This window comes from Enterobacter mori (assembly GCF_025244905.1).
Classification (GTDB): domain Bacteria; phylum Pseudomonadota; class Gammaproteobacteria; order Enterobacterales; family Enterobacteriaceae; genus Enterobacter; species Enterobacter mori_A.
This window is the reverse complement of sequence record NZ_CP104285.1, coordinates 3,727,140-3,750,381: the sequence shown is the minus strand read 5'-3', so window position 1 is coordinate 3,750,381 and position 23,242 is coordinate 3,727,140. Positions and strand designations below refer to the sequence as shown.

Genomic DNA, 23,242 nt, shown 5'->3' with positions numbered 1-23,242 from the left:
ATGTTTTATAAGGCTTTTATTAACGTTGCCTTAATGCGTTATGGACGAGTTTCAAAACTTACGAACCGGTGTTCTTGAATACTAAAACAACGTTTTATTTTATATTATTGCTATTTATTTCTGCGTCATTCGCTTAATGATGGAAATGTGATCGGCGTCGAAACGCTGTTTCAATAAGGTGATGAGGGTGGCATTTTTGCGCTATTTCACACAATCGCACCCGGCAGTAAGGAAAGGTGGGTAAGAAACCGAATGATTAATAAGAACAATACCGTTTAGAAACTTCCTACTAAATCTGATAGTCGGTCTACAGATAGAACAATCCGGCATTCAGATTATTCTTACTTTCTTGTATCATCCGACCACTGCAACCAATCAGGCAGAAATTTACTGCACCCCTAAAAGAAGAACGGTTATGTCAGCGATGGATTTCAAGAAAAACACGGACCTCGATTTTCCCCGTTATGCCACTCCGGCGGTAAGCACCAAAGAGATAGATCTTCTGGGATTGTTAGACGTACTTCTGGCGGCCAAAAAACGTATTGTGGCGATCGTCCTGGCGTTTGCCGTGGTAGGGTTGGCCATTGCGTTTTTAATCCCGCAAAAATGGACGAGTAAAGCCGTGATCACCCCGGCCGAGCAGACGCAGTGGAACACGCTGCGCCAGATGATGGTGACGCTGCAGGTGCTGGATGTTGACGCGAAAGTTAACCGCGGGGACGTGTTTAACCTGTTCATCAAAAAGTTTCAGTCGCAGTCGCTGCTCGAAGAGTATATGAAAACCTCCCCGTACGTGATGTCTCAGCTGGAAGGCACCGAGGTGGATCCGCTGGAGCTGCACCGCGCAGTGGTGAATATTGCTGAGAAAATGAAAGCGATAGATAACACGCAGGTTAAAGACGCAGACAAAGCGCCGTATATCTCATGGACGCTAAGCTTTACCGCCCCGACGGCGGGAGACGCGCAGACGGTTCTGGAAGGTTACATCAACTATATCTCCCGCATTGTTGAGCAGGAGACGATGGAAAATATCCGTAACCAGATCTCGCTGAAAACGAAAGTGGTACAGCAGCAGCTGGAACTGGATCGCGTGCGTCTGACCAATATCCACAACACCAACCTGCAGCGCCTTAACTATTCGCTGGAAGTGGCGAACGCGGCAGGCATCAAGAAGCCTGTTTACAGCAACGGACAGGCGGTAAAAGACGATCCTGACTACTCCGTGGCGCTGGGTGCTGACGGTATTGCGCAAAAGCTGCAGATTGAAAAGAATCTGAAGGACGTGGCCGAGCTGAATGCAGATTTCCAGAACCGTGAATACTATCTGGCTCAGCTGCAAAAACTGTCCGTGGAAGACGTGAAGCTTGACCCCTTCAAGTATCAGCTTTCACCGTCACTGCCGGTGAAAAAAGACGGTCCGGGCAAAGCCCTGATTGTGCTGCTGGCAGGGATTCTGGGCGGGCTGTTTGCCTGCGGCAGCGTGCTGTTGCGTGAGGCAATGCTCTCGCGTAATCCGCTGCCAGAGCCGATAACGGCCGTAACGCCAGCAACAGAATAACGTCGACAGTAAAAAGGCGCTGATTCAGCGCCTTTTTTTACTTCAGGAAATCGTCGCGCACCGGCGTAAAGGTATCCAGCAGGGTGCCGGGCTTCAGGCAAACGCAGCCGTGCATCACGTGCGGCGCTTTATAGAGCGTATCGCCCGCCGTCACGATCTGCTTTTCTTCACCTATCGTAAACTCGAATTCGCCGGAGAGCACATAGGTAAGCTGTTCATGCGGGTGATTGTGCATCGGGCCAACCGCACCCTGCTCAAAATTGACCTCCACCGCCATCATCTTTCCATCGTGCGCCAGAATACGCCGCGTCACGCCATTGCCCAGATCCTCAAGCGTGGTCTCTTTGTGGAAAATAAACATCTCTCCGCTCCGTTATGTAATGAAACAATGTTTCATTTAACTTATCTCACCCTGCGATAAAAAGAAATGACGCGACAAAGAAGTGGAAACAGGATCACAAGTTTGCTTCACTGGCAGAAACACATAAGGAGAGATACATGAAAACAATCGGCCTGTTAGGTGGGATGAGCTGGGAATCGACCATCCCCTATTACCGCCTGATTAATGAAGGCGTGAAGCAGCGTCTGGGCGGGCTACATTCCGCCAGCCTGCTGCTGCACAGCGTTGATTTCCATGAAATCGAAGCCTGCCAGTCGAGCGGCGAGTGGGATAAAGCCGGGGAGATCCTGGCGCAGGCGGCGCTGGGGCTGGAGAGTGCGGGTGCGGAAGGCATTTTGCTCTGTACCAACACCATGCATAAAGTGGCGTCTCATATCGAAGACCGCTGTTCGCTGCCGTTCCTGCATATCGCGGATGCGACCGGACGCGCGATTCGTGCATCCGGGATGTCGCGCGTGGCGCTGCTGGGCACGCGCTATACGATGGAGCAGGATTTCTATCGCGGGCGATTGCACAGCGAGTTTGGCATTGAGAGTCTGATCCCGGATGACGCGGACCGGGCGCGCATCAATCAGATTATCTTCGACGAGCTTTGTCTCGGCACTTTCAGCGAAACGTCCCGCGCGTACTACGTCAGCGTTATCGAGAGACTCGCGCAGCGGGGAGCGGAAGGAGTGATCTTCGGCTGTACGGAGATCGGTTTGCTGGTGCCGGCCGAGCGAAGCGCCATTCCGGTGTTCGACACCGCGGCCATTCACGCCGCCGATGCCGTCGAGTTTATGCTGTCATAGAGCGTTTTGTAGGTCAGGTAAGCGAAGCGCCACCTGACGCGCGTGCTCAGTCAAATGCCCGCTGAAAGCGTCCACCAGCGCCGAAGCCGGACGATGCAGTGGGCGAATCAGGCTCACGGTGAAGGGAACGGACACGCTAAACCGGCGAATGACAATCCCGCTTCCGGCATAGTCCAGCGCCGTGAGGGGATTGACGACCGCTACGCCCACGCCCGCGCGCACCATGGCGCATATTGACGCCGCGCTGTGTGTTTCCACTACCATCCGCCGTTTCACCTGATGTTCGGCAAACAGTGAATCCAGCAGCTGACGGTAGCTGTCGGTCTGGGACAGGCTGATGTAGTTTTCCCCGTGAAAATCTGCAGGCGTCAGCACGGCTTTACCGGCGAGGCGATGCCCGGCGGGCAAGACGCAAACTTCATCCAGCGAGAGCAACTCTGTGCGCTCGGTGCCTGCGGGTGTGGCGAGCGTTTCCGTCAGGCCCAGATCGTGACGCTGGGCGGAAAGCCACTCTTCAAGCAGCGGTGACTCCTGCGGAACAATGGTGAGATTGACCTCAGGATAGCGGGCCAGAAACGGCTGCAGCAGCGTCGGCAGAAACGACTGGGAAAAGACGGGCAGACAGACGATGGACAGCTCGCCCTGGCGAAACTCCCGCAAACTCTCCGCCGCGCTGACGATCCTGTCCAGCCCGTACCACGAGCGCTGGACTTCTTCGAACAGACGTAGTCCCTGCACCGTCGGGTGGAGCCTGCCGCGCGCGCGTTCAAACAGCTTCAGCCCCAGCACCTTTTCAAAGCGCGCCAGTTCGCGGCTGACCGTTGGCTGCGAGGTGTGCAGCATCTGTGCGGCTTCCGTGAGATTGCCTGCGGTCATCACGGCGTGAAAAATCTCGATGTGGCGTAGGTTAACGGCGGGCATAGGGCACCTGAAAGCGGGTGAGGGTTCCATATCATTTTTGCATAGAGTCGGGATAAAACGATATTTTTTATTCCCTTCATTTTGTGGCGTAATCACAAAAAACAGGTGAAATGACCCGGAGAGAAACCATGCCACGCCCGCTGAACCAGACTGATACTGATTTAAACGCCGATAACCTGCTGCGCCTGCCTGCCGAATTCGGCTGCCCGGTGTGGGTTTACGACGCGCAGATCGTTCGCGAGAAGATCGCCGCGCTGCATCAGTTCGACGTGGTGCGTTTTGCCCAGAAAGCCTGCTCGAATATTCATATTTTGCGCCTGATGCGCGAGCAGGGGGTAAAAGTTGACTCCGTTTCTCTGGGCGAAATAGAGCGCGCGCTGGCGGCCGGGTTTGATCCGAAAGCCGACGGCGACGCGATCGTCTTTACCGCCGACGTGATCGACGAGGCGACGCTTGCGCGCGTGCATGAACTGCAGATCCCGGTCAACGCGGGCTCTGTGGATATGCTGGAACAGCTGGGTCAGGTCTCTCCCGGCCACCGCGTCTGGCTGCGCGTGAACCCGGGCTTTGGCCACGGTCATAGCCAAAAAACCAATACCGGTGGCGAAAACAGCAAGCATGGCATCTGGTATGCCGATATGCCCGCCGCGCTGGACGTATTGCAGCGTTATAACCTGAAGCTGGTGGGGATTCATATGCACATCGGGTCAGGTGTGGATTATGGTCATCTTGAGCAGGTGTGCGGTGCGATGGTGCGCCAGGTGCTCGACTTTGGGCAGGATCTGGAGGCGATCTCCGCAGGCGGCGGGTTGTCCATCCCTTACCGTGAAGGGGAAGAGGCGATCGATACCGATCACTATTACGGACTGTGGAGTGCGGCGCGCGACAAAATTGCTGCCCATCTGGGCCATCCGGTAAAACTGGAGATCGAACCGGGGCGTTTCCTGGTGGCGGAGGCTGGCGTGCTGGTGGCGCAGGTGCGTAGCGTGAAAGAGATGGGAAGCCGTCACTTTGTGCTGATTGATGCAGGCTTTAACGATTTGATGCGTCCCTCCATGTACGGCAGCTATCACCACATCACGGCGCTCGCTGCGGATGGTCGAGATCTGATTAACGCGCCGCGTGTTGAAACCGTCGTGGCGGGCCCGCTGTGTGAATCCGGCGACGTGTTTACCCAGCAGGAGGGCGGCAAAGTGGAAACGCGCGCGCTGCCAGAAGTGAAGCCGGGTGATTATCTGGTGCTGCACGACACCGGGGCGTACGGTGCGTCGATGTCCTCAAACTACAACAGCCGCCCGCTGCTGCCGGAAGTGCTGTTTGATAATGGCGTGGCGCGACTGATTCGCCGCCGCCAGACCATTCAGGAACTGCTGGCGTTAGAACTCATCTGAGTAAAATACGGCCCCGTTGTAACCGAGTCGCGCAACACCAGCGTGCCGGTAAACGGCGGGATCGCTTCGACCGGCTGGTTTTTTGCCAGCCGGATCGCCTGATCGATCGCCGTGACGATCATGTTGTCTATCGGCAAATACACCGATGAGAGCGCAGGCTCCAGCCATTTTGCACTCGGCGCATCGTCAAACCCAAACAGCGAAATATCCTGCGGGATCTTCAGCCCGGCCTGGTGTAATGCTTTGGACGCGCCCAGCGCCATATCATCGTTACAGGCAAACAGAGCGCTGAACGGTACCTTTTCCCCAATCAACTCTTTGCACAGCTCATATCCGCGCGTCATTCCCGCATCGCCATATTTAATCCGCCGCTCGTCCAGCCGAATGCCGTGCTTTTCGAGCGCCTTGCGGTAGCCCATCAGACGCGCTTTTCCGGTTGGGGTATGGATCGGGACGGTGATACAGGCGATCTCCCGATGGCCCTGGCTTATGAGGTAATCCACGGCTTTGAAGGCTGCATCCTGCTGTTCAAAGAAAACGCAGCGATCCGCCGCCTGGCTGACCTCCCGGTTGATCACCACCAGTGGGGTTTGCACTTTGTTTATCAGCTTGATGATCGCCTTTTCGCTCATGTAGCGGGTGTACAGCACGATGGCATCGCACTGGCGATCTGCCAGCATCTGTACCGCCTGTTCTTCCTGCTCCGGCGCATCGTGACCGTCGGTCACGATCAGCTGTTTACCGTGCGTTTCGGTCTGTCGGGAGGCCTGCTGCAGCAGGCGGCCGAAGTAAAATCCGTCGAAGGTGGAGACCACCAGACCAATGCTGTTGCTGGTCTGGTTGGCGAGCGAGCGCGCGAGAAAGTTTGGGCGATAACCCAGTTCTTCCATCGCCGCGAACACCTGCTGACGCGTACTCTCTTTAACCTGACCCGTGCCGTTCAGCACGCGCGAGACGGTGGCCTTTGACACGCCCGCACGCAGTGAGACATCCAGCATTGTTGCCATTCGAAATTCCTGCTTCCACGTAATGGCATGCAGTTTAACACAGACCATCCGGCGCATAAGCGACGCGGGAAGGGCAAAACGCCCACCAGGATCACGCTTTTCGGTAACGATCCTTCAGGTCAGGACAAACGGCTGTAAGTGGTATGCCAAATCAGTCATAAATCATAATCTGGAATACCGGATGTCGCGTTGAGAGCTTAGTCACAGAACAAATCGGGGGGGGAAGCTATTTTTGGTATGCCAATAGTATCCGGCTGTACACCTTATTCAATAAAAGCCCTTTTACTGAGGTATTACCCTATGGCATTACAGGAAAAACTGATCGACGCTCTGGGCAGTTTTGCCACCAAATTCAACAGCTATCGCTATATCATGGCGATCAAGTCTGCCTTTATTACCTTAATGCCGGTCATCATCGTTGGGGCATTTTCTGTGCTTATTTCCAACATGGTGCTGGATCCGAAAAATGGACTGGCGAGCTTTGAGTCCTTGTCATTTCTCGCTGCGCTAAAACCGATTACCAGCGCGCTCAATTACGCCACGCTGAACTTTCTCAATATCGGCGCGGTGTTCCTGATTGGTATTGAGCTGGGGCGCATTAACGGCATTAAATCGCTGTTCCCCGGCCTGCTGGCGGTGATCTGCTTTATCTGCGTCACGCCGACCACCGTAGAGATGCTGGTGGACGGCGAAATGCACGTGGTGAAAGACGTGCTGCTGCGCCAGTTCTCCGATACCCGCAGCCTGTTCCTCGGCATGTTCATCGCCATTCTGTCGGTTGAGATTTACTGCTGGCTGGAGAACCGCAAGGGGCTGAAAATCAGAATGCCGGACACCGTGCCGCCTAACGTGGCCGCGTCGTTTTCCGCCCTTATTCCGGCGATTATTACCACCACTGCCATTGCCACCTTTGGCTTCGTGTTCCATCAACTGACCGGCATGTATCTCTACGACGCGGTTTATCAGGTGGTGCAACAGCCGCTGGAGCGCGTGGTGCAAAGCCTGCCGGGTATTCTGCTGCTGATGTTTGTCGCCCAGCTTTTCTGGGTGATCGGTATCCACGGCAACCAGATGATCAAGCCGATCCGCGAGCCGCTGCTGCTGGGAGCGATCACCGTCAACATGAGCGCCTTTGAGCAGGGCAAAGAGGTGCCGAATATCATTACCATGCCGTTCTGGGATGTGTATATGAGCATTGGCGGCTCAGGGCTGACTATCGGTCTGCTGATCGCGGTAATGATTGCCACCAAACGCAAAGAGATGAAGGAGATCGCCAAGCTTTCCATCGGACCTGGCCTGTTTAACATCAACGAGCCGGTGATTTTCGGTATGCCAATCATGCTCAACCCAATCCTTGCCATTCCGTTCATCATTACCCCGCTGGTGACGGGCTCCATCGGTTACTTTGCGACGGTGACCGGTTTTGCCGGCAAAGCCGTGGTGATGGTGCCGTGGACCACGCCGCCGCTGATTAACGCCTGGCTCTCTACCGCTGGCTCGATGGGAGCGGTGATCACCCAGCTTATCTGCATTGTGACGGCGGTACTGATTTATCTGCCGTTTGTGAAAATTGCCTCACGCCGTGCGGAGCAGGCCGCGTTGAAGCAAGCCACCGAAAACGTATGAGGACGTGATGAGCACAAAACAGATTACGATACCGCAGGATTTCATTCTGGGCGCAGCGGCATCGGCCTGGCAAACCGAGGGCTGGAGCGGTAAAAAACCGGGTCAGGATTCGTGGATCGATCTCTGGTACAAGAACGATCGTCACGTCTGGCATAACGGCTACGGTCCCGCGGTGGCGACGGATTTTATTAATCGCTTTCGCGAGGACGTGGCCCTGATGAAGCAGGCGGGGCTGACGCACTATCGCACCTCCATCAACTGGTCGCGTTTTTTGACCGACTATGAAAACGCAACGGTGGATGAAGAGTACGCCGCGTACTACGACGCGCTGTTCGATGAGATGCATCGTCAGGGCATCGAACCGATGATCTGCCTGGAACATTACGAATTACCGGGCGCGCTGCTTGAAAAATACGGCGGCTGGGCGTCGAAGCATGTGGTTGAACTGTTTGTCCGCTACGCGGAAAAGGTGTTTGACCGCTACCACGGCAACGTTACCCGCTGGTTTAGCTTCAACGAGCCTATTGTGGTGCAGACCCGCGTTTACCTGGACGCGCTGCGCTGGCCGTACGAGCAGAACACCGGTACGTGGATGCAGTGGAATCACCACAAGGTGCTGGCGACGGCGAAGATCGTGAAGCTATTCCGGGAAAAGGGGTATGCCGGTTCCGTAGGCTGTATTCTCAACCCGGAAGTGACCTATCCACGCTCACGCGCGCCGCATGACGTGCGGGCGGCGGAGATCTACGATCTGTTTTATAACCGCGTGTTCCTCGATCCGCTGGTTCACGGCCGCTACCCGCAGGAACTCTTTACCTTGCTCGAGCAGCATCAGGTTGAATGGGACTACACGGCGGAAGAGCTGGCGCTGATTGCCGACAACACCGTAGACGAGCTGGGCATCAACCTCTATTACCCGCACCGGGTGAAAGCACCTTCCCGCGCCTGGCATCCGGAGACGCCGTTCCACCCGGCGTATTACTACGAGCCGTTCGAGCTGCCGGGGCGGCGGATGAACAAATCCCGCGGCTGGGAGATTTATCCGCGCATTATCTATGACATGGCGATGCGGATTAAAAAGGAGTACCGCAATATCGACTGGTTCGTGGCGGAGAGCGGTATGGGGGTTGAAAACGAAGCGCAGTTCCGCAACCGCGACGGCATGATTAATGACGCCTATCGCATCGACTTTATCAGTGAACACCTCTACCACGCGCTGCTGGCGCGCGAGGAGGGGGCGAACTGCCATGGCTATATGCTCTGGGCCTTTACCGACAACGTCTCGCCGATGAACGCCTTCAAAAACCGCTATGGGTTAATTGAAATTGACCTGGACAACAACCGCGCCCGCCGCGCGAAAAAATCGGCCGCCTGGTTTCGTCAGCTGCGCGATGAGCGCGTGCTGACGCTCAGCGTTGACGATGAATGGAAGTAGGCATTCTGATAAAATAGCGCACAAACTGGTCGGGAGGACGCCCGGCCTGCGCTTAACTGAAAAACACAGGTGAAAACGTGGATAAGGCTGTCATCCTGCCGGAAAAAAAACAGTACCAGGAAATTGGCGAGGATTTACGGGCGCAAATTATCCAGGGGCATTATCCCGTGGGGTCGCGCCTGCCGCCGGAGCGCAACATTGCCGAGACCTACGGCGTAAGCCGCACTATTGTGCGCGAGGCGCTGCTGATGCTTGAGCTACAGGGTACGGTGGATATTCGCCAGGGGTCTGGCGTCTACGTGATGCGTATTCCTGAAGAACATGAAAACGAGGAAGAACGCTTCCTCAATAGCGACGTTGGCCCGTTTGAGATCCTGCAGGCGCGCCAGCTTCTCGAAAGCAACATTGCCGCCTTTGCCGCCAAAATGGCGACGCGAGCCGATATCGATAACCTGCGCCGCATCATCGAGCAGGAGCAGCGGGCCATTGCCGCGGACGATCGCAGCCAGGACAACAATAAGATGTTTCACCTGGTTCTGGCGGGGGCGACGCAAAACCAGATGCTGCTGGCGACCGTCGAGAGTATCTGGCATCACATGGACAGCAGCCCGCTGTGGCAGCAGTTTAACGTCCATATCGCCAGCCGCGCGTATCGCCTTAAATGGCTGGGCGACCGGCAGACCATCCTTGCAGCCCTGCGCCGTCGCGACGTCATGGGCGCGTGGCAGGCCATGTTCCAGCATCTTGAAAACGTGAAAAAAAGTCTGCTGGAGCTGTCGGATGAAGATGCGCCGGATTTCGACGGTTATCTGTTTGAATCTGTTCCCCTGTTTCAGGGGAAACTGGTATGACGATCCTGCCGCTGTACGCCGCGCCGCAGTTTGCGGACCCGGTAATCGACTGGATTTGGCGGGCCTTCGGCGACGGGCTGCCGCGTGCGTTTTTCCAGAGCGTTATCGATCACAGCCAGACGCCCGGCGCGCTGCCGCTAACGTTTATTGCCGTTGAGGATGAACAGCTTCTGGGCACTGTCGGATTATGGCGTTGCGATCTCATCACGCGTCAGGATCTTTATCCCTGGCTGGCGGCGCTGTACGTGGATGAGGCGGCGCGAGGAAAAGGACTCGCGGGGAAGCTTCAGCAGCATGTTATTGCGTATGCCGCGCAGGCCGGATACACCGAACTGCATCTGTGGTCTGCCTGCCGCGACTTCTACGAACGCTACGGCTGGCAGTACATTGGCGATGGGCTGGAATACCCAAATACGCAGGTTCACCTCTATCGTTATTCGCTCTGTGCTTCTGCAAGCGACACCACGGAATGACGGCGCACCAGCGTCGGGCTGAACAAATGCGTAATATCCGGCGGCTGGCGCTGTTCAGCCAGCGCTAGCGCCAGCTCGGCGGCCTGCGTCGCCATGGTGATAATAGGGTAACGCACTGTCGTCAGACGCGGGCGCACGTAGCGTGAGACCAGCACATCATCGAAGCCAATCAGCGAAATTTCTGCCGGAACCTCAATGCCGTTGTCATTTAACACGCCCATTGCTCCTGCGGCCATCGAGTCGTTATAGCTGGCCACCGCCGTGAAATTCCGTCCGCGACCTAACAGTTCCGTCATGGCCTGCTCGCCACCGCTTTCATCGGGTTCACCATACGCCACCAGCCGGTCGTTACACGGCAAACCGTTTTCACGCAGCGCGTCGTAATATCCCTGCAAACGATCTTCCGCGTCGGAAATAGGGTGATTTGAGCACAGGTAGCCAATGCGGGTATGACCTTGTTGAATCAGGTGTCGCGTGGCAAGCCAGGCGCCGTAGCGGTCGTCCAGCGCCACGCAGCGCTTTTCGAAGCCGGGAATGATGCGGTTGATGATCACCATGCCGGGCATCTGCTTCATCAGATGAATAAGTTCGGCATCGGGGATCATTTTCGCGTGAACCACCAGGGCGGCACAGCGGTGACGGATCAGCTGTTCAATAGCCTGGCGCTCTTTAAGTTCATTATGATAGCCGTTGCCGATCAGCAGAAAATTACCCGTCTGGTAAGAAACCTGCTCAACCGCTTTTACCATCGCCCCAAAAAATGGATCGGAAACATCTCCCACAACCAGCCCGATGGTTTCGGTAGATTGCTGCGCAAGGGCGCGCGCATTGGCGTTGGGGTGATAATTCAGGTTTTCCATGGCGTCCTGCACGGCCTGGCGTGATGCGTCACTGGCTTTAGGTGAGTTATTGATCACGCGGGAGACGGTCGCGACGGAAACACCAGCCAGACGAGCCACATCCTTAATTGTCGCCATTTATTACCTTCTTATTAGGGGTAAGCGTTTACACACTAACTAGTGTTACGGAAAAGCGGCACGCATTCAAGGGGAGCGGGGCAGCACCCTCGCCAAACGTGACGTAGCACACCCCTGATAGTGTAATCGTTACACGGGCAGACATGTCAAAATAATGTCAATTAGAACCTTTAGTTACACTTTGCCTCAGGCTGTTGCGATTGTCCGGTAGCGAGGGCAATGTCGGGGTTGATAGAGTCGAGATCCCAGAGGTATTGATAGGTGGAATCAACTCCGGTTGATTAACACGATTTACACCAACCTGCGTTTATACGCAGGTTTTTTTTTGCCTGTAAGTTCAACCTGTAACAGCAAAAGAGAATATACACACCTGGTTGCACTTAGGCTCATTCCCTTGCGTTTTCTCACTGGCGAAGCGCCGGGTGAACGGCCACAATCAAGATCCCAGAGGTATTGATTGGTGAGAATTCTTAGTACGGTTTCGTACTCATCTCTTGCACCAACCTGCGCGGATGCGCAGGTTTTTTTTCGCCTCCGTTTTTGCTGTCGCTCCCTCCCCACTTCTCGTGTAATCTGCCACCATTTACTATCAACCCTTAATACTGGCTGGCAAAGGGAGTTGAAATGCTTTTTGGGTTCTTCCGCACACTGTTCCGTATTCTCTTCCGTCTCCGCGTCACGGGCGAAGCTCAGGCACTTTATGGCGAACGCGTTCTTATCACGCCGAACCACGTTTCTTTTCTTGATGGCATATTGCTGGCGCTGTTTTTACCCGTGCGGCCAGTCTTCGCGGTCTACAGCTCCATCAGCCAAAAATGGTACATGCGCTGGCTGGCGCCGCTGATTGATTTTGTTCCGCTCGACCCAACAAAACCGATGATGATCAAACATCTGGTACGTCTGGTTGAGCAGGGGCGTCCGGTGGTCATTTTCCCCGAAGGGCGAATTTCCGTGACCGGCTCGCTGATGAAAATTTATGACGGAGCCGGTTTTGTCGCGGCGAAGTCACAGGCCACCGTGGTGCCGCTGCGCATTGATGGCGCAGAACTGACCCATTTCAGCCGCCTGAAGGGGTTGGTGAAGCAGCGCCTGTTCCCCAAAATTACCCTGCATATTCTGCCACCCACAACGCTCCCTATGCCGGAAGCGCCGCGCGCGCGCGATCGTCGTAAAATCGCCGGTGAAATGCTGCATCAGATAATGATGGAAGCGCGCATGGCCGTCCGTCCGCGCGAGACGTTGTACGAATCTCTGCTCTCGGCGCAGTACCGCTACGGCGCGAAGAAAAACTGCATTGAAGACATCAACTTCACCCCGGACACCTATCGCAAACTGCTGACCAAAACCCTGTTCGTGGGCCGTATTCTTGAGAAGTACAGCAAGCGGGGCGAAAAAATCGGCCTGATGCTGCCTAACGCCGGGATCAGCGCCGCGGTGATCTTTGGTGCCGTATCTCGCGGGCGTATTCCGGCGATGATGAACTACACGGCGGGTGTGAAAGGGCTTACCAGCGCCATCACTGCCGCCCAGATTAATACCGTCTTCACTTCCCGTCAGTTCCTGGACAAAGGCAAGCTCTGGCACCTGCCGGAGCAGCTTACCCAGGTGCGCTGGGTCTTCCTGGAAGATTTGAAAGCGGACGTCACGACGCTCGACAAGCTGTGGATTTTTGCTCACCTGCTCGCGCCGCGCCTGGCGCAGGTCAAACAGCAGCCGGAAGATGATGCGATTATCCTTTTTACCTCCGGCTCTGAGGGCAACCCGAAAGGCGTTGTTCACAGTCACAAAAGCATTCTGGCGAACGTAGAGCAGATCAAAACGATTGCCGACTTTACCGCTAACGATCGCTTTATGTCCGCGCTGCCGCTGTTCCACTCTTTCGGCCTGACCGTCGGTCTCTTTACGCCGCTGCTGACCGGTGCCGAAGTGTTCCTTTACCCAAGCCCGCTCCACTACCGCATTGTGCCGGAGCTGGTTTATGACCGTAACTGTACCGTGCTGTTCGGCACGTCAACGTTCCTTGGCCACTATGCGCGCTTTGCCAATCCGTATGATTTCTTCCGCGTGCGCTATGTGGTTGCCGGTGCGGAAAAACTGCAGGACAGCACGCGGCAGATTTGGCAGGACAAGTTTGGCCTGCGTATCCTGGAAGGCTACGGCGTCACGGAGTGCGCGCCGGTGGTCTCTATCAACGTGCCGATGGCGGCGAAACCGGGGACGGTTGGCCGTATTCTGCCGGGGATGGATGCGCGCCTGCTTGCGGTACCGGGGATTGAAGAGGGCGGTCGCCTGCAGCTGAAAGGACCCAACGTGATGAACGGCTATCTCCGCGTAGAAAACCCAGGCGTGCTCGAAGCGCCAACGGCGGAAAACGTCAACGGGGACGTTGAGACCGGCTGGTATGACACGGGTGATATTGTTCGCTTCGACGAGCAGGGCTTTGTGCAGATCCAGGGACGTGCAAAACGCTTCGCTAAAATTGCGGGCGAAATGGTCTCCCTTGAAATGGTGGAGACGCTGGCAACAGCGGTCTCCGCTGACAAACTGCACGCCACGGTCGTGAAGAACGATGTCAGCAAAGGTGAGGCGCTGGTGCTCTTCACCACTGACAGTGAGCTTAAGCGTGACGCGTTGCTTAAGCATGCGCGCGAGCATGGTATCCCTGAACTGGCCGTGCCGCGTGATATTCGCTACCTCAAACAGCTTCCGGTGCTGGGTAGCGGTAAGCCCGATTTCGTGACCCTCAAGGGCATGGTGGAAGAGGCGGAACAGCAAAATGCATGAGTCAGCACACACTAACTACTCACTCCGGTCGAAGGGCATGATAGCGGTTATCGCCGCGCAGTTTCTTTCTGCGTTCGGTGATAACGCACTGTTGTTTGCCACGCTGGCGTTGCTCAAGGCCGAGTTTTACCCCGACTGGAGCCAGCCGATCCTCCAGATGGTGTTTGTGGGTGCTTACATTATTTTCGCGCCGTTTGTGGGGCAGGTGGCGGACAGCTTCCCTAAAGGTCGGGTGATGATGTTCGCCAACGGACTGAAGCTGTTGGGCGCGGCAAGTATCTGCTTTGGTATCAACCCGTTTATCGGCTATACGCTGGTAGGCATTGGCGCGGCATCTTACTCTCCGGCGAAGTATGGCATCCTGGGCGAGCTGACGACGGGCGATAAGCTGGTGAAAGCCAACGGTCTGATGGAGTCCTCTACTATCGCGGCGATTCTGCTCGGGTCCGTGGCGGGCGGTGTACTGGCGGACTGGCATGTGCTGGCGGCACTGGGCGTTTGTGCGGTGGTATACGGCGGGGCGGTTGTCGCGAACCTGTTTATTCCCGGACTGCCGGTGGCGCGTCCGGGTCAGTCCTGGCGTTTTGGGCCGATGACCGGCAGCTTCTTTAACGCCTGCAGCGTACTGTGGCGCAACGGTGAAACGCGTTTCTCATTGATGGGAACCAGTATGTTCTGGGGGGCGGGCGTCACGCTACGTTTCCTGCTGGTGCTGTGGGTACCGATGGCGCTGGGGATCACCGACAACGCAACGCCAACCTACCTGAATGCAATGGTCGCTGTGGGGATTGTCGTCGGGGCAGGGGCTGCGGCGAAACTGGTCACGCTTGAGACCGTTGCGCGCTGTATGCCAGCAGGGATTTTAATCGGTGTCGGCGTGCTGTTCTTCTCACTCCAGCATGCGTTATTGCCAGCGTACGTGCTGCTTATCCTGATTGGTATACTGGGCGGTTTCTTTGTGGTGCCGCTAAATGCGCTTTTGCAGGAGCGCGGAAAGCAGACCGTGGGGGCCGGAAATGCCATTGCCGTGCAAAATCTTGGCGAAAACGTAGCGATGCTGCTGATGCTGGGGCTTTATTCTCTGGCGGTGAAAGTGGGTGTGCCGGTAGTGGCTATTGGCGTTGGGTTTGGCGCGCTGTTTGCGCTGGCGATTGCGGGGTTATGGATCTGGCAGCGTCGGTGTTGATAAGTATAGCCGGGTGGCGGCTTCGCCTGACCCGGCCTACGTTTGAATACGTGTAGGCCCGGTAAGCGTAGCGCCACCGGGCAAAAGCATCAGGCTACGGTGCAGGATAAGTATAAACCTGATGCACCGCTTCAATCTCCGCTAACACCTCTTCACTCAGGTTCAGGTTGAAACTCTCAATATTGGTTTTCAACTGTTCCATAGTGGTCGCGCCCAGCAGGGTGCTGGCAACAAACGGCTGTCGACGCACGAAGGCCAGCGCCATCTGAGCAGGGTCAAGACCGTGACGCTTCGCGATATCCACATAGGCCGCTACGGCTTTCTGCGTTTGCTCACCGCTGTAGCGGGTAAAGCGGCTGAAGAGCGTGTTACGTGCCCCGGCAGGCTTCGCGCCGTTCAGGTATTTGCCCGTTAGCGTGCCGAAGCCGAGACAGGAATAGGCCAGCAGCTCCACCTCTTCATACTGCGTCACTTCCGCCAGACCGACCTCATAGCTGCGGTTAAGCAGGCTGTACGGATTCTGAATGGTGACGATGCGCGGAAGATCGTGTTTATCGGCAAGGTGCAGATAACGCATCACGCCAAATGCCGTTTCGTTAGACACGCCAATGTAGCGGATTTTCCCCGCGCGCTGGCACTCTGTCAGCGCTTCCAGCGTTTCCAGCAGCGTAACGGCGGGCGCGCTCTCGTTCCAGCTGTAGCCGAGCTTGCCAAAGCAGTTAGTCGGGCGCTGCGGCCAGTGTACCTGGTAGAGATCGAGATAGTCTGTTTGCAGACGCTTCAGGCTGGCATCCAGCGCGGCGCGAATATTCTTACGATCGAGGATCTGGTTTGGGCGGATCCCGGCATCGTTATTACGTGAAGGGCCGCTGACTTTTGAGGCGATAACGAGCTTTTCGCGATTGCCGCGTTTTGCCAGCCAGTTTCCCACATAAGTTTCAGTGAGGCCCTGCGTTTCCGGCCGGGGAGGAACAGGGTACATCTCTGCAACGTCAATCAGGTTAATGCCCTGGCTGACGGCGTAATCGAGTTGTGCATGGGCATCGGCTTCGCTGTTTTGTTCACCAAATGTCATCGTGCCCAACCCCAGTTGGCTTATCTCCAGAGCGCTATGGGGGATACGGTGATAATGCATAGCCGGCTTCCTTTATTAAACATACAGACGCGTCAGGAACTTCCCGACAAAGGAATATAAACATGGCAGAGGGGAAGCAAAAGGGGAAGGGAAAAATCAAAAAGGCCAGCAAGCGACTGACCTTTAACGGGTTTAGCGCTCGATAATTTGCGAGACTTCGTCGCGGTTAATCTGCATTTTATTCCCTGCCGGGTCGCGGTAACTCACCAGCCCGGTATCGTCGTCGACTTCGGGTTTACCATCGGTCAGGATCATCCGACCATCTTTTGTAGACATAACATAATCACTGCTACAGCCCGATACCGCAAACGCCAACCCGACTGCAGAAATTAACACTGCCCATTTTTTCATCGTTATCGTCCTCACCTGGCTTGTATTAAATCATAGTGTAGTAATAACCTGATATGACGAAAGCAGGAAGTAGTAAAATCTTAAAAACCAGGTGATTATGTTTGATAGCTCGCAAAATTCGTTAAAAATCTACGTTTTTAGTAAGAAATGGCGTGCGAGCAGCGTGCCTGTGAAATTCTTTTTGAGATAAAAGCCGCGAGGCAACGTCAGGATCGGCTCGCCATGAGCGCCGATTGCTTCGGTAAGGGCCTTGCTGTTGGCCGCCTTCGGACGCAGCTGCAACACCTCACCATGACGGGCGGTGATGCGCTCAACTTGCCCAAGGACGATCATGTCCATTAACTCTTCCCAGTCCAGACGCAACTGCTGTTCTTCATCTTCATCAGGGCTCCAGAGCAGCGGCGCGCCCACCCGCCGTTCGGCTAGCGGGATCTGCCGTTCACCTTCTACCGGAACCCACAGTACGCGTTTCAGTTTATGACGTACGTGGCTGGTTTCCCAGGTTACGCCGGTATTGCCGGTCAACGGCGCCACGCAGACAAACGTGGTTTCCAGCGGTCTTCCCTGCCGGTCGATGGGGATCGTTTTTAACTCTACGCCCAGCGCGGCGAAATCTTGTTCTGGCTTACTGCCCGCGCTGGCACCTAACCACAGTTCCAACAGCATGCCGATCCAGCCCTTGTCTCTTTTCAGATCGTCAGGGATCGGTAGACCCGCCATTGCCGCCAGCTCGCCAAGCGAATAGCCTGCCAGGCGCTGCGCCTGAGTCAGCAACTCGGTTTCGCTGGAGGGGGGAGTAAGCAAGGGAGCAAGCGGAAGCATTACGGTAACCTTCTGATTAAAAAATAAACTAAGAAATTATCCCTTGTGGATAGAGTCTACCGTTTTCTGTACGAATAATCCATGTGTATGATTTATAGGTTTTTTTTACTACTGAAAAATTATGATGCCCGCGGCAAAAACCAGGTTGTTCAAATCTGGTCACTGACAATAAACAGGATCTTACACCCTGTTATCCACAGAAAAGTGGGATAACTGGGAATAACCCACACTACTGTTTCGATTTACAGCCTTGACGTGCGACGAAAATCGAATTTTCAGACAAATTGTGCCTAACTTATTGGCACAATCTGTGGATAAAACCGACGCTGTTCGATCTTTCATCAGTACAACGATCGCTGATGTGATGATCGTCACGTTATCCGTTCTGGTATCAATAATTAAAGGTCTAACATAATGAAAAATAGTGTTTTTTATAATGAGCGGTGTAATCGGCTCTAAACGAAGATTCAGGTTGTTCATCGGTAATTCCATACTTCTTCACAACTATATCCACAGAAAAGGTGAATAAAATTGCCCTTACGGTCCCTAATCTGTTTATAACTCCCCACATATTTGTGAGTTATTCAAATGTTATTAGGTTGCAAGCCTGTAAGAGAGTGGTTTACCGCCTCCCTGTAGTGTGAAACAATCATTCATATATAAGGTTTAGTTTGGGGTAGTCCGGTGATTGATGACGATGGCTACCGCCCGAACGTAGGAATAGTAATTTGTAATCGTCTGGGTCAGGTCATGTGGGCCCGTCGATATGGTCAGCACTCCTGGCAATTCCCGCAAGGCGGGATCAATCCAGGAGAGTCCCCAGAACAAGCGATGTACCGGGAGCTGTTTGAAGAGGTCGGTTTAAGCCGAAAAGATGTTCGCATCCTGGCTTCGACCCGCAACTGGTTGCGTTACAAGTTACCGAAACGTTTGGTGCGTTGGGACACAAAGCCGGTTTGTATCGGCCAGAAACAGAAGTGGTTTCTTCTGCAGTTGGTGGGCAACGATTCAGATATCAATATGCAAACCAGCAGTACGCCGGAGTTTGATGGCTGGCGTTGGGTGAGCTATTGGTATCCTGTTCGTCAGGTCGTGTCATTTAAGCGCGATGTTTACCGTAGGGTGATGAAAGAGTTCGCAAGTGTTGTCATGCAGCTTCAGGAGATCCCGCCTAAGCCGCAAAGCGCACCTGCCTGGCGACGTAAAAGAGGTTAAGCTACGCAAATCATGCTCACCCGCTTGCGCGAAATAGTCGAGAAGGTCGCCAGCGCGCCTCGCCTGAACGAGGCGCTGAATATTTTGGTGACTGATATCTGTCTGGCGATGGAAACCGAAGTATGTTCGGTGTATCTGGCCGACCATGACCGGCGTTGCTATTACCTGATGGCGACTCGTGGTTTGAAAAAACCACGAGGCCGCACCGTTACGCTCGCTTTTGATGAAGGTATTGTTGGTCTGGTTGGTCGGCTGGCCGAACCCATTAACCTTGCTGATGCGCAAAAACACCCTAGCTTCAAATATATTCCTTCCGTAAAAGAAGAACGCTTCCGCGCCTTCCTGGGCGTGCCAATTATCCAGCGTCGTCAGCTGCTTGGCGTTCTCGTTGTTCAGCAGCGGGAACTACGCCAGTACGATGAAAGCGAAGAGTCATTCCTTGTGACGCTCGCCACGCAGATGGCCGCCATCCTCTCTCAGTCTCAGCTTGCTGCCCTGTTTGGTCAGTATCGTCACACGCGCATTCGTGCGCTCCCGGCGTCACCGGGTGTGGCAATCGCCGAAGGCTGGATGGACGCTACGTTGCCGCTGATGGAGCAGGTTTACGAGGCCTCGACGCTTGATGAAGCGCTCGAGCGCGAGCGTCTTACCGCTGCACTGGAAGAGGCTTCCAACGAATTTCGGCGCTACAGCAAACGCTTTGCTGCGGGTGCGCAAAAAGAGACGGCGGCAATCTTTGACCTCTATTCGCACCTGCTTTCCGATGCGCGTCTGCGCCGTGAGCTTTTCGCTGAAGTGGATAAAGGTTCGGTGGCCGAATGGGCCGTTAAAAAAGTCATTGAAAAATTTGCTGAGCAGTTTGCGGCACTGACCGATGGTTATTTGAAGGAGCGTGCCGGGGATTTACGCGCGCTGGGGCAGCGTTTGCTGTTCCATCTTGATGACACCATTCAGGGCGCGAATGCCTGGCCAAAACGGTTTGTGCTGGTAGCAGATGAACTTTCAGCGACGACGCTGGCAGAGCTACCGCAGGACAGGCTCGCCGGGGTAGTGGTGCGCGATGGTGCCGCCAACTCCCATGCTGCCATCATGGTGCGTGCGCTCGGTATTCCAACCGTCATGGGGGCCGATATCCAGCCCTCGGTGTTACACCGCCGTACGCTGGTGGTGGATGGCTATCGCGGTGAACTGCTGGTCGATCCTGAGCCCGTTCTGCTGCAGGAATACCAGCGTCTCATTAGTGAAGAGAATGAATTAAGCAAGCTGGCGGAAGATGACGTCAACCTGCCCGCGCAGCTTAAAAGCGGTGAGCGGATCAAAGTCATGCTCAACGCCGGGTTAAGCCCCGAGCACGAAGAGAAGCTCGGCAGCCGCATCGACGGTATCGGCTTATACCGCACTGAAATCCCGTTCATGCTGCAAAGCGGCTTCCCGTCAGAAGAGGAGCAGGTGGCGCAGTATCAGGGGATGCTGCAGATGTTTAATGACAAACCGGTCACGCTGCGAACGCTTGACGTCGGGGCGGATAAACAGCTGCCGTACATGCCAATCAGTGAAGAAAACCCGTGTCTGGGCTGGCGCGGGATCCGCATCACGCTCGACCAACCGGAGATCTTCCTGATCCAGGTTCGTGCCATGCTGCGTGCAAATGCGGCAACGGGCAACCTCAGCATTTTATTGCCGATGGTCACCAGTATTGACGAGATCGACGAAGCAAAACGCTTGATCGAACGTGCGGGCCGTGAAGTGGAAGAGATGATCGGCTATGCGATCCCTAAACCACGTATTGGCGTGATGCTCGAAGTGCCATCGATGGTCTTTATGCTGCCGCAGCTGGCAAACCGCGTTGATTTTATCTCCGTCGGGACCAACGATTTAACGCAGTACATACTGGCTGTTGATCGTAATAACACGCGCGTCGCGAGTATCTATGACAGCCTGCATCCGGCGATGCTGCGGGCACTCGCTATGATTGCCCGTGAAGCTGAGCAGCACGGTCTTGATTTGCGTCTGTGTGGTGAAATGGCGGGCGATTCGATGTGCGTCGCCATCCTGATTGGCCTGGGCTTCCGTCACCTGTCCATGAACGGCCGTTCTGTCGCGCGCGTGAAGTATCTGTTACGTCATATTGAAATAGAAGATGCCCGCGAGTTGGCGGAACGCAGTCTGGACGCACAGATGGCAGCCGAAGTACGGCACCAGGTTGCAGCGTTTATGGAACGACGCGGCATGGGTGGCCTAATCCGCGGCGGCCGCTAATTTGCATTTCTCCCTCTGCCCGTGGGAGAGGGTTGAGGTGAGGGCATCAGGCCGCACAATACCCTATACACATCTTTTACATCTCAGGCGCATCCTCCATGCCTGCCTTATGCTATGATTCGCAACTTTGGAGCCTCTGCGACACGCAGAAGCGCATTTCTACCGCTGTCCACTTTCAGCGGAATAACAACATCTTGTGGTGACAGATGAACAGTGGTTATCTGCATTTTCCGGAATTTGATCCGGTTATTTTCTCAGTAGGACCTGTCGCGCTGCACTGGTACGGTTTGATGTACCTGGTGGGCTTCATTTTTGCGATGTGGCTTGCGGGCCGTCGCGCGGGTCGTCCCGGCAGTGGCTGGACGAAGAACGAAGTTGAGAACCTGCTGTATGCTGGCTTCCTCGGGGTATTCCTGGGCGGGCGTATTGGCTATGTCCTGTTCTATAACTTCCCGGTATTCCTCAACGATCCGCTCTATCTGTTCCGCGTCTGGGATGGGGGAATGTCCTTCCACGGTGGCCTGATTGGTGTGATCCTGGTGATGGTGATCTTCGCCAAACGCACCAAACGCAACTTCTTCCAGGTGGCTGATTTTATTGCTCCACTGATCCCATTCGGGCTGGGGGCGGGGCGCCTGGGTAACTTTATCAACGGCGAACTGTGGGGCCGAGTTGACCCGAGCGTGCCGTATACGATGCTCTTCCCGGGCTCTCGTGCAGAAGATATCGCGCTGCTGCCATCGCATCCGGAGTGGCAATCCATTTTCGATACCTACGGCGTTCTGCCGCGCCATATGTCTCAGCTTTATGAGCTGGCGCTTGAGGGGGTGGTGCTGTTTATCATCCTGAACCTCTTCATCCGCAAGCCGCGTCCTATGGGGGCTGTCTCCGGTCTATTCCTGATTGGCTACGGTGCGTTCCGCATCATCGTTGAATTCTTCCGCCAGCCGGATGCGCAGTTCACCGGTGAGTGGGTGCAGTACATCAGCATGGGGCAGATCCTCTCCATTCCGATGATTGTCGCGGGTGCCATTATGATGATTTGGGCGTATCGTCGTCGTCCACAGCAACAAATTTCCTGAGGAACCATGAAACAGTATCTTGAATTGATGAAAAAAGTGCTCGATGAGGGCACGCCGAAAAATGACCGCACCGGTACCGGTACGCTCTCCATTTTTGGCCACCAGATGCGCTTTAACCTGCAGGAAGGTTTCCCTCTGGTGACGACGAAGCGCTGCCATCTGCGCTCGATCATTCATGAACTGCTCTGGTTCCTGCAAGGCGATACCAACGTTGCCTATCTGCATGAAAACAACGTCTCGATTTGGGACGAATGGGCAGATGAAAACGGCAACCTGGGCCCGGTTTACGGTAAGCAGTGGCGTGCATGGCCAACGCCTGACGGCCGCCATATTGACCAAATCACTACCGTGATGAACCAGCTGAAAAACGATCCTGATTCGCGCCGAATCATTGTTTCCGCCTGGAACGTGGGTGAACTGGACAAAATGGCCCTGGCACCCTGCCACGCGTTCTTCCAGTTCTATGTGGCGGATGGAAAGCTCTCCTGCCAGCTTTATCAGCGTTCTTGCGACGTGTTCCTCGGCCTGCCGTTTAACATCGCCAGCTATGCGCTGTTAGTTCACATGATGGCGCAGCAGTGCGATCTCGACGTGGGTGATTTCGTCTGGACAGGTGGGGATACTCATCTCTACAGCAACCACATGGAGCAGACGCATCTCCAGCTGACTCGCGAACCGCGTGCGTTGCCGAAGCTGATTATCAAACGTAAACCGGACTCGATCTTCGATTACCGCTTTGATGATTTTGAGATTGAGGGTTACGACCCGCATCCCGGCATCAAAGCGCCCGTCGCTATCTGATACGGCAGATACTCACACAACCGGTGCTTTTTAGCGCCGGTTTTTTTTCGTTCTCAATTTGTTTTACGAGACGTTTTCCAGAGACGCTGCAACGTGCTGCAACAGTCGACATTCACTGGATGACAGCTCGTAAAAATCTGATTTACCCCTCGCTGCTTTTCCCGCCTTTCGCCACAC

At 55.0% G+C, this 23,242-nt stretch carries 20 protein-coding genes; 13 read left to right on the top strand and 7 right to left on the bottom strand.

Annotated elements, in window-relative coordinates; translation table 11 throughout:
* The first annotated feature begins 415 nt into the window (after nt 1-415).
* Nucleotides 416-1,558 (top strand): LPS O-antigen length regulator Wzz(fepE), encoded by a 1,143-nt coding sequence (wzz(fepE), locus tag N2K86_RS17630; protein ID WP_260659463.1) that lies wholly within the window; start codon nt 416-418, stop codon nt 1,556-1,558.
* Nucleotides 1,559-1,595: 37 nt separating this feature from the next.
* Here wzz(fepE) and N2K86_RS17625 read toward each other — a convergent pair whose 3' ends face one another.
* Complete coding sequence (locus N2K86_RS17625) at nt 1,596-1,919, bottom strand: cupin domain-containing protein (RefSeq protein ID WP_260659462.1); 324 nt, start codon at nt 1,917-1,919, stop codon at nt 1,596-1,598.
* A gap of 137 nt (nt 1,920-2,056) precedes the next feature.
* On the opposite strand from N2K86_RS17625, the gene N2K86_RS17620 reads away from it, so the two are divergent.
* The gene (locus N2K86_RS17620) at nt 2,057-2,749 is read left to right on the top strand and encodes an aspartate/glutamate racemase (protein ID WP_260659461.1); all 693 of its coding nucleotides are present in this window, start codon (nt 2,057-2,059) and stop codon (nt 2,747-2,749) included.
* On the opposite strand, the gene N2K86_RS17615 is transcribed toward N2K86_RS17620, so the two are convergent.
* Nucleotides 2,744-3,670 carry a LysR family transcriptional regulator gene (locus tag N2K86_RS17615; protein WP_260659460.1) on the bottom strand — a complete coding sequence of 309 codons (927 nt, stop codon included), beginning with the start codon at nt 3,668-3,670 and terminating at the stop codon, nt 2,744-2,746. The genes N2K86_RS17620 and N2K86_RS17615 overlap by 6 nt on opposite strands.
* 128 nt (nt 3,671-3,798) lie before the next feature.
* Between N2K86_RS17615 and lysA the strand changes: the two genes are divergently transcribed.
* Nucleotides 3,799-5,061: a diaminopimelate decarboxylase gene (lysA, locus tag N2K86_RS17610; protein WP_260659459.1), complete on the top strand. Its 1,263-nt coding sequence runs from the start codon at nt 3,799-3,801 to the stop codon at nt 5,059-5,061.
* On the opposite strand, the gene N2K86_RS17605 is transcribed toward lysA, so the two are convergent.
* On the bottom strand, nt 5,031-6,068 hold the full coding sequence (locus N2K86_RS17605; RefSeq protein WP_260659458.1) for a LacI family DNA-binding transcriptional regulator: 1,038 nt from the start codon (nt 6,066-6,068) through the stop codon (nt 5,031-5,033). The genes lysA and N2K86_RS17605 overlap by 31 nt on opposite strands.
* Nucleotides 6,069-6,368: 300 nt before the next feature.
* On the opposite strand from N2K86_RS17605, the gene N2K86_RS17600 reads away from it, so the two are divergent.
* The 4 genes from N2K86_RS17600 (at nt 6,369) to N2K86_RS17585 (ending at nt 10,453) form a co-directional block, all read left to right on the top strand.
* A complete protein-coding gene (locus tag N2K86_RS17600) occupies nt 6,369-7,694 on the top strand; it encodes a PTS sugar transporter subunit IIC (protein WP_260659457.1) in 1,326 nt (441 codons plus the stop codon).
* A 7-nt stretch (nt 7,695-7,701) separates the two neighbouring features.
* Nucleotides 7,702-9,129 (top strand): glycoside hydrolase family 1 protein, encoded by a 1,428-nt coding sequence (locus N2K86_RS17595; protein WP_260659456.1) that lies wholly within the window; start codon nt 7,702-7,704, stop codon nt 9,127-9,129.
* A 77-nt stretch (nt 9,130-9,206) separates the two neighbouring features.
* Nucleotides 9,207-9,980, top strand: a complete 774-nt coding sequence (locus N2K86_RS17590) for a GntR family transcriptional regulator (protein ID WP_010435154.1) — start codon at nt 9,207-9,209, stop codon at nt 9,978-9,980.
* Nucleotides 9,977-10,453 carry a GNAT family N-acetyltransferase gene (locus tag N2K86_RS17585; RefSeq protein ID WP_260659455.1) on the top strand — a complete coding sequence of 159 codons (477 nt, stop codon included), beginning with the start codon at nt 9,977-9,979 and terminating at the stop codon, nt 10,451-10,453. The genes N2K86_RS17590 and N2K86_RS17585 overlap by 4 nt, the downstream gene beginning before the upstream one ends.
* On the opposite strand, the gene galR is transcribed toward N2K86_RS17585, so the two are convergent.
* Nucleotides 10,414-11,430 carry an HTH-type transcriptional regulator GalR gene (galR, locus tag N2K86_RS17580; RefSeq protein WP_260659454.1) on the bottom strand — a complete coding sequence of 339 codons (1,017 nt, stop codon included), beginning with the start codon at nt 11,428-11,430 and terminating at the stop codon, nt 10,414-10,416. The two genes, N2K86_RS17585 and galR, sit on opposite strands and share 40 nt — an antisense overlap.
* A 624-nt stretch (nt 11,431-12,054) precedes the next feature.
* On the opposite strand from galR, the gene aas reads away from it, so the two are divergent.
* Both aas and lplT read left to right on the top strand, forming a co-directional pair.
* Nucleotides 12,055-14,214 (top strand): bifunctional acyl-ACP--phospholipid O-acyltransferase/long-chain-fatty-acid--ACP ligase, encoded by a 2,160-nt coding sequence (gene aas / locus N2K86_RS17575; RefSeq protein ID WP_260659453.1) that lies wholly within the window; start codon nt 12,055-12,057, stop codon nt 14,212-14,214.
* Nucleotides 14,207-15,400 (top strand): lysophospholipid transporter LplT, encoded by a 1,194-nt coding sequence (lplT, locus tag N2K86_RS17570; protein WP_260659452.1) that lies wholly within the window; start codon nt 14,207-14,209, stop codon nt 15,398-15,400. Before aas ends, lplT begins: the two co-directional genes overlap by 8 nt.
* A 94-nt stretch (nt 15,401-15,494) precedes the next feature.
* Here lplT and N2K86_RS17565 read toward each other — a convergent pair whose 3' ends face one another.
* The 3 genes from N2K86_RS17565 to mutH all read right to left on the bottom strand — a co-directional run bounded on the left by N2K86_RS17565 (nt 15,495) and on the right by mutH (nt 17,708).
* Entirely contained in the window at nt 15,495-16,535 is a 1,041-nt protein-coding gene (locus N2K86_RS17565; RefSeq protein WP_010435145.1) for an NADP(H)-dependent aldo-keto reductase, read from the bottom strand.
* Between the two features lie 132 nt (nt 16,536-16,667).
* On the bottom strand, nt 16,668-16,886 hold the full coding sequence (locus tag N2K86_RS17560; protein ID WP_010435144.1) for a YgdI/YgdR family lipoprotein: 219 nt from the start codon (nt 16,884-16,886) through the stop codon (nt 16,668-16,670).
* Between the two features lie 129 nt (nt 16,887-17,015).
* Nucleotides 17,016-17,708, bottom strand: a complete 693-nt coding sequence (mutH, locus tag N2K86_RS17555; protein WP_260659451.1) for a DNA mismatch repair endonuclease MutH — start codon at nt 17,706-17,708, stop codon at nt 17,016-17,018.
* A gap of 684 nt (nt 17,709-18,392) precedes the next feature.
* Between mutH and rppH the strand changes: the two genes are divergently transcribed.
* The 4 genes from rppH (at nt 18,393) to thyA (ending at nt 23,065) form a co-directional block, all read left to right on the top strand.
* Nucleotides 18,393-18,923, top strand: a complete 531-nt coding sequence (gene rppH / locus N2K86_RS17545) for an RNA pyrophosphohydrolase (protein WP_089601146.1) — start codon at nt 18,393-18,395, stop codon at nt 18,921-18,923.
* Nucleotides 18,924-18,935: 12 nt separating this feature from the next.
* A complete protein-coding gene (gene ptsP, locus N2K86_RS17540; RefSeq protein ID WP_108416347.1) occupies nt 18,936-21,182 on the top strand; it encodes a phosphoenolpyruvate--protein phosphotransferase in 2,247 nt (748 codons plus the stop codon).
* Nucleotides 21,183-21,388: 206 nt separating this feature from the next.
* The gene (gene lgt / locus N2K86_RS17535; protein WP_010435139.1) at nt 21,389-22,264 is read left to right on the top strand and encodes a prolipoprotein diacylglyceryl transferase; all 876 of its coding nucleotides are present in this window, start codon (nt 21,389-21,391) and stop codon (nt 22,262-22,264) included.
* Between the two features lie 6 nt (nt 22,265-22,270).
* Nucleotides 22,271-23,065 carry a thymidylate synthase gene (thyA, locus tag N2K86_RS17530; protein WP_042715869.1) on the top strand — a complete coding sequence of 265 codons (795 nt, stop codon included), beginning with the start codon at nt 22,271-22,273 and terminating at the stop codon, nt 23,063-23,065.
* The last annotated feature ends 177 nt before the right edge of the window (nt 23,066-23,242 follow it).

Excerpts from the sequence above, each read along its gene's own strand:
- N2K86_RS17625 (WP_260659462.1), bottom strand. The coding sequence starts at position 1,919 with ATGTTTATTTTCCACAAAGAGACCACGCTTGAGGATCTGGGCAATGGC.
- N2K86_RS17620 (WP_260659461.1), top strand. The coding sequence starts at position 2,057 with ATGAAAACAATCGGCCTGTTAGGTGGGATGAGCTGGGAATCGACCATC.
- N2K86_RS17615 (WP_260659460.1), bottom strand. The coding sequence starts at position 3,670 with ATGCCCGCCGTTAACCTACGCCACATCGAGATTTTTCACGCCGTGATG.
- lysA (WP_260659459.1), top strand. The coding sequence starts at position 3,799 with ATGCCACGCCCGCTGAACCAGACTGATACTGATTTAAACGCCGATAAC.
- N2K86_RS17605 (WP_260659458.1), bottom strand. The coding sequence starts at position 6,068 with ATGGCAACAATGCTGGATGTCTCACTGCGTGCGGGCGTGTCAAAGGCC.
- N2K86_RS17600 (WP_260659457.1), top strand. The coding sequence starts at position 6,369 with ATGGCATTACAGGAAAAACTGATCGACGCTCTGGGCAGTTTTGCCACC.
- N2K86_RS17595 (WP_260659456.1), top strand. The coding sequence starts at position 7,702 with ATGAGCACAAAACAGATTACGATACCGCAGGATTTCATTCTGGGCGCA.
- N2K86_RS17585 (WP_260659455.1), top strand. The coding sequence starts at position 9,977 with ATGACGATCCTGCCGCTGTACGCCGCGCCGCAGTTTGCGGACCCGGTA.
- galR (WP_260659454.1), bottom strand. The coding sequence starts at position 11,430 with ATGGCGACAATTAAGGATGTGGCTCGTCTGGCTGGTGTTTCCGTCGCG.
- aas (WP_260659453.1), top strand. The coding sequence starts at position 12,055 with ATGCTTTTTGGGTTCTTCCGCACACTGTTCCGTATTCTCTTCCGTCTC.
- lplT (WP_260659452.1), top strand. The coding sequence starts at position 14,207 with ATGCATGAGTCAGCACACACTAACTACTCACTCCGGTCGAAGGGCATG.
- N2K86_RS17565 (WP_010435145.1), bottom strand. The coding sequence starts at position 16,535 with ATGCATTATCACCGTATCCCCCATAGCGCTCTGGAGATAAGCCAACTG.
- N2K86_RS17560 (WP_010435144.1), bottom strand. The coding sequence starts at position 16,886 with ATGAAAAAATGGGCAGTGTTAATTTCTGCAGTCGGGTTGGCGTTTGCG.
- mutH (WP_260659451.1), bottom strand. The coding sequence starts at position 17,708 with ATGCTTCCGCTTGCTCCCTTGCTTACTCCCCCCTCCAGCGAAACCGAG.
- ptsP (WP_108416347.1), top strand. The coding sequence starts at position 18,936 with ATGCTCACCCGCTTGCGCGAAATAGTCGAGAAGGTCGCCAGCGCGCCT.
- lgt (WP_010435139.1), top strand. The coding sequence starts at position 21,389 with ATGAACAGTGGTTATCTGCATTTTCCGGAATTTGATCCGGTTATTTTC.
- thyA (WP_042715869.1), top strand. The coding sequence starts at position 22,271 with ATGAAACAGTATCTTGAATTGATGAAAAAAGTGCTCGATGAGGGCACG.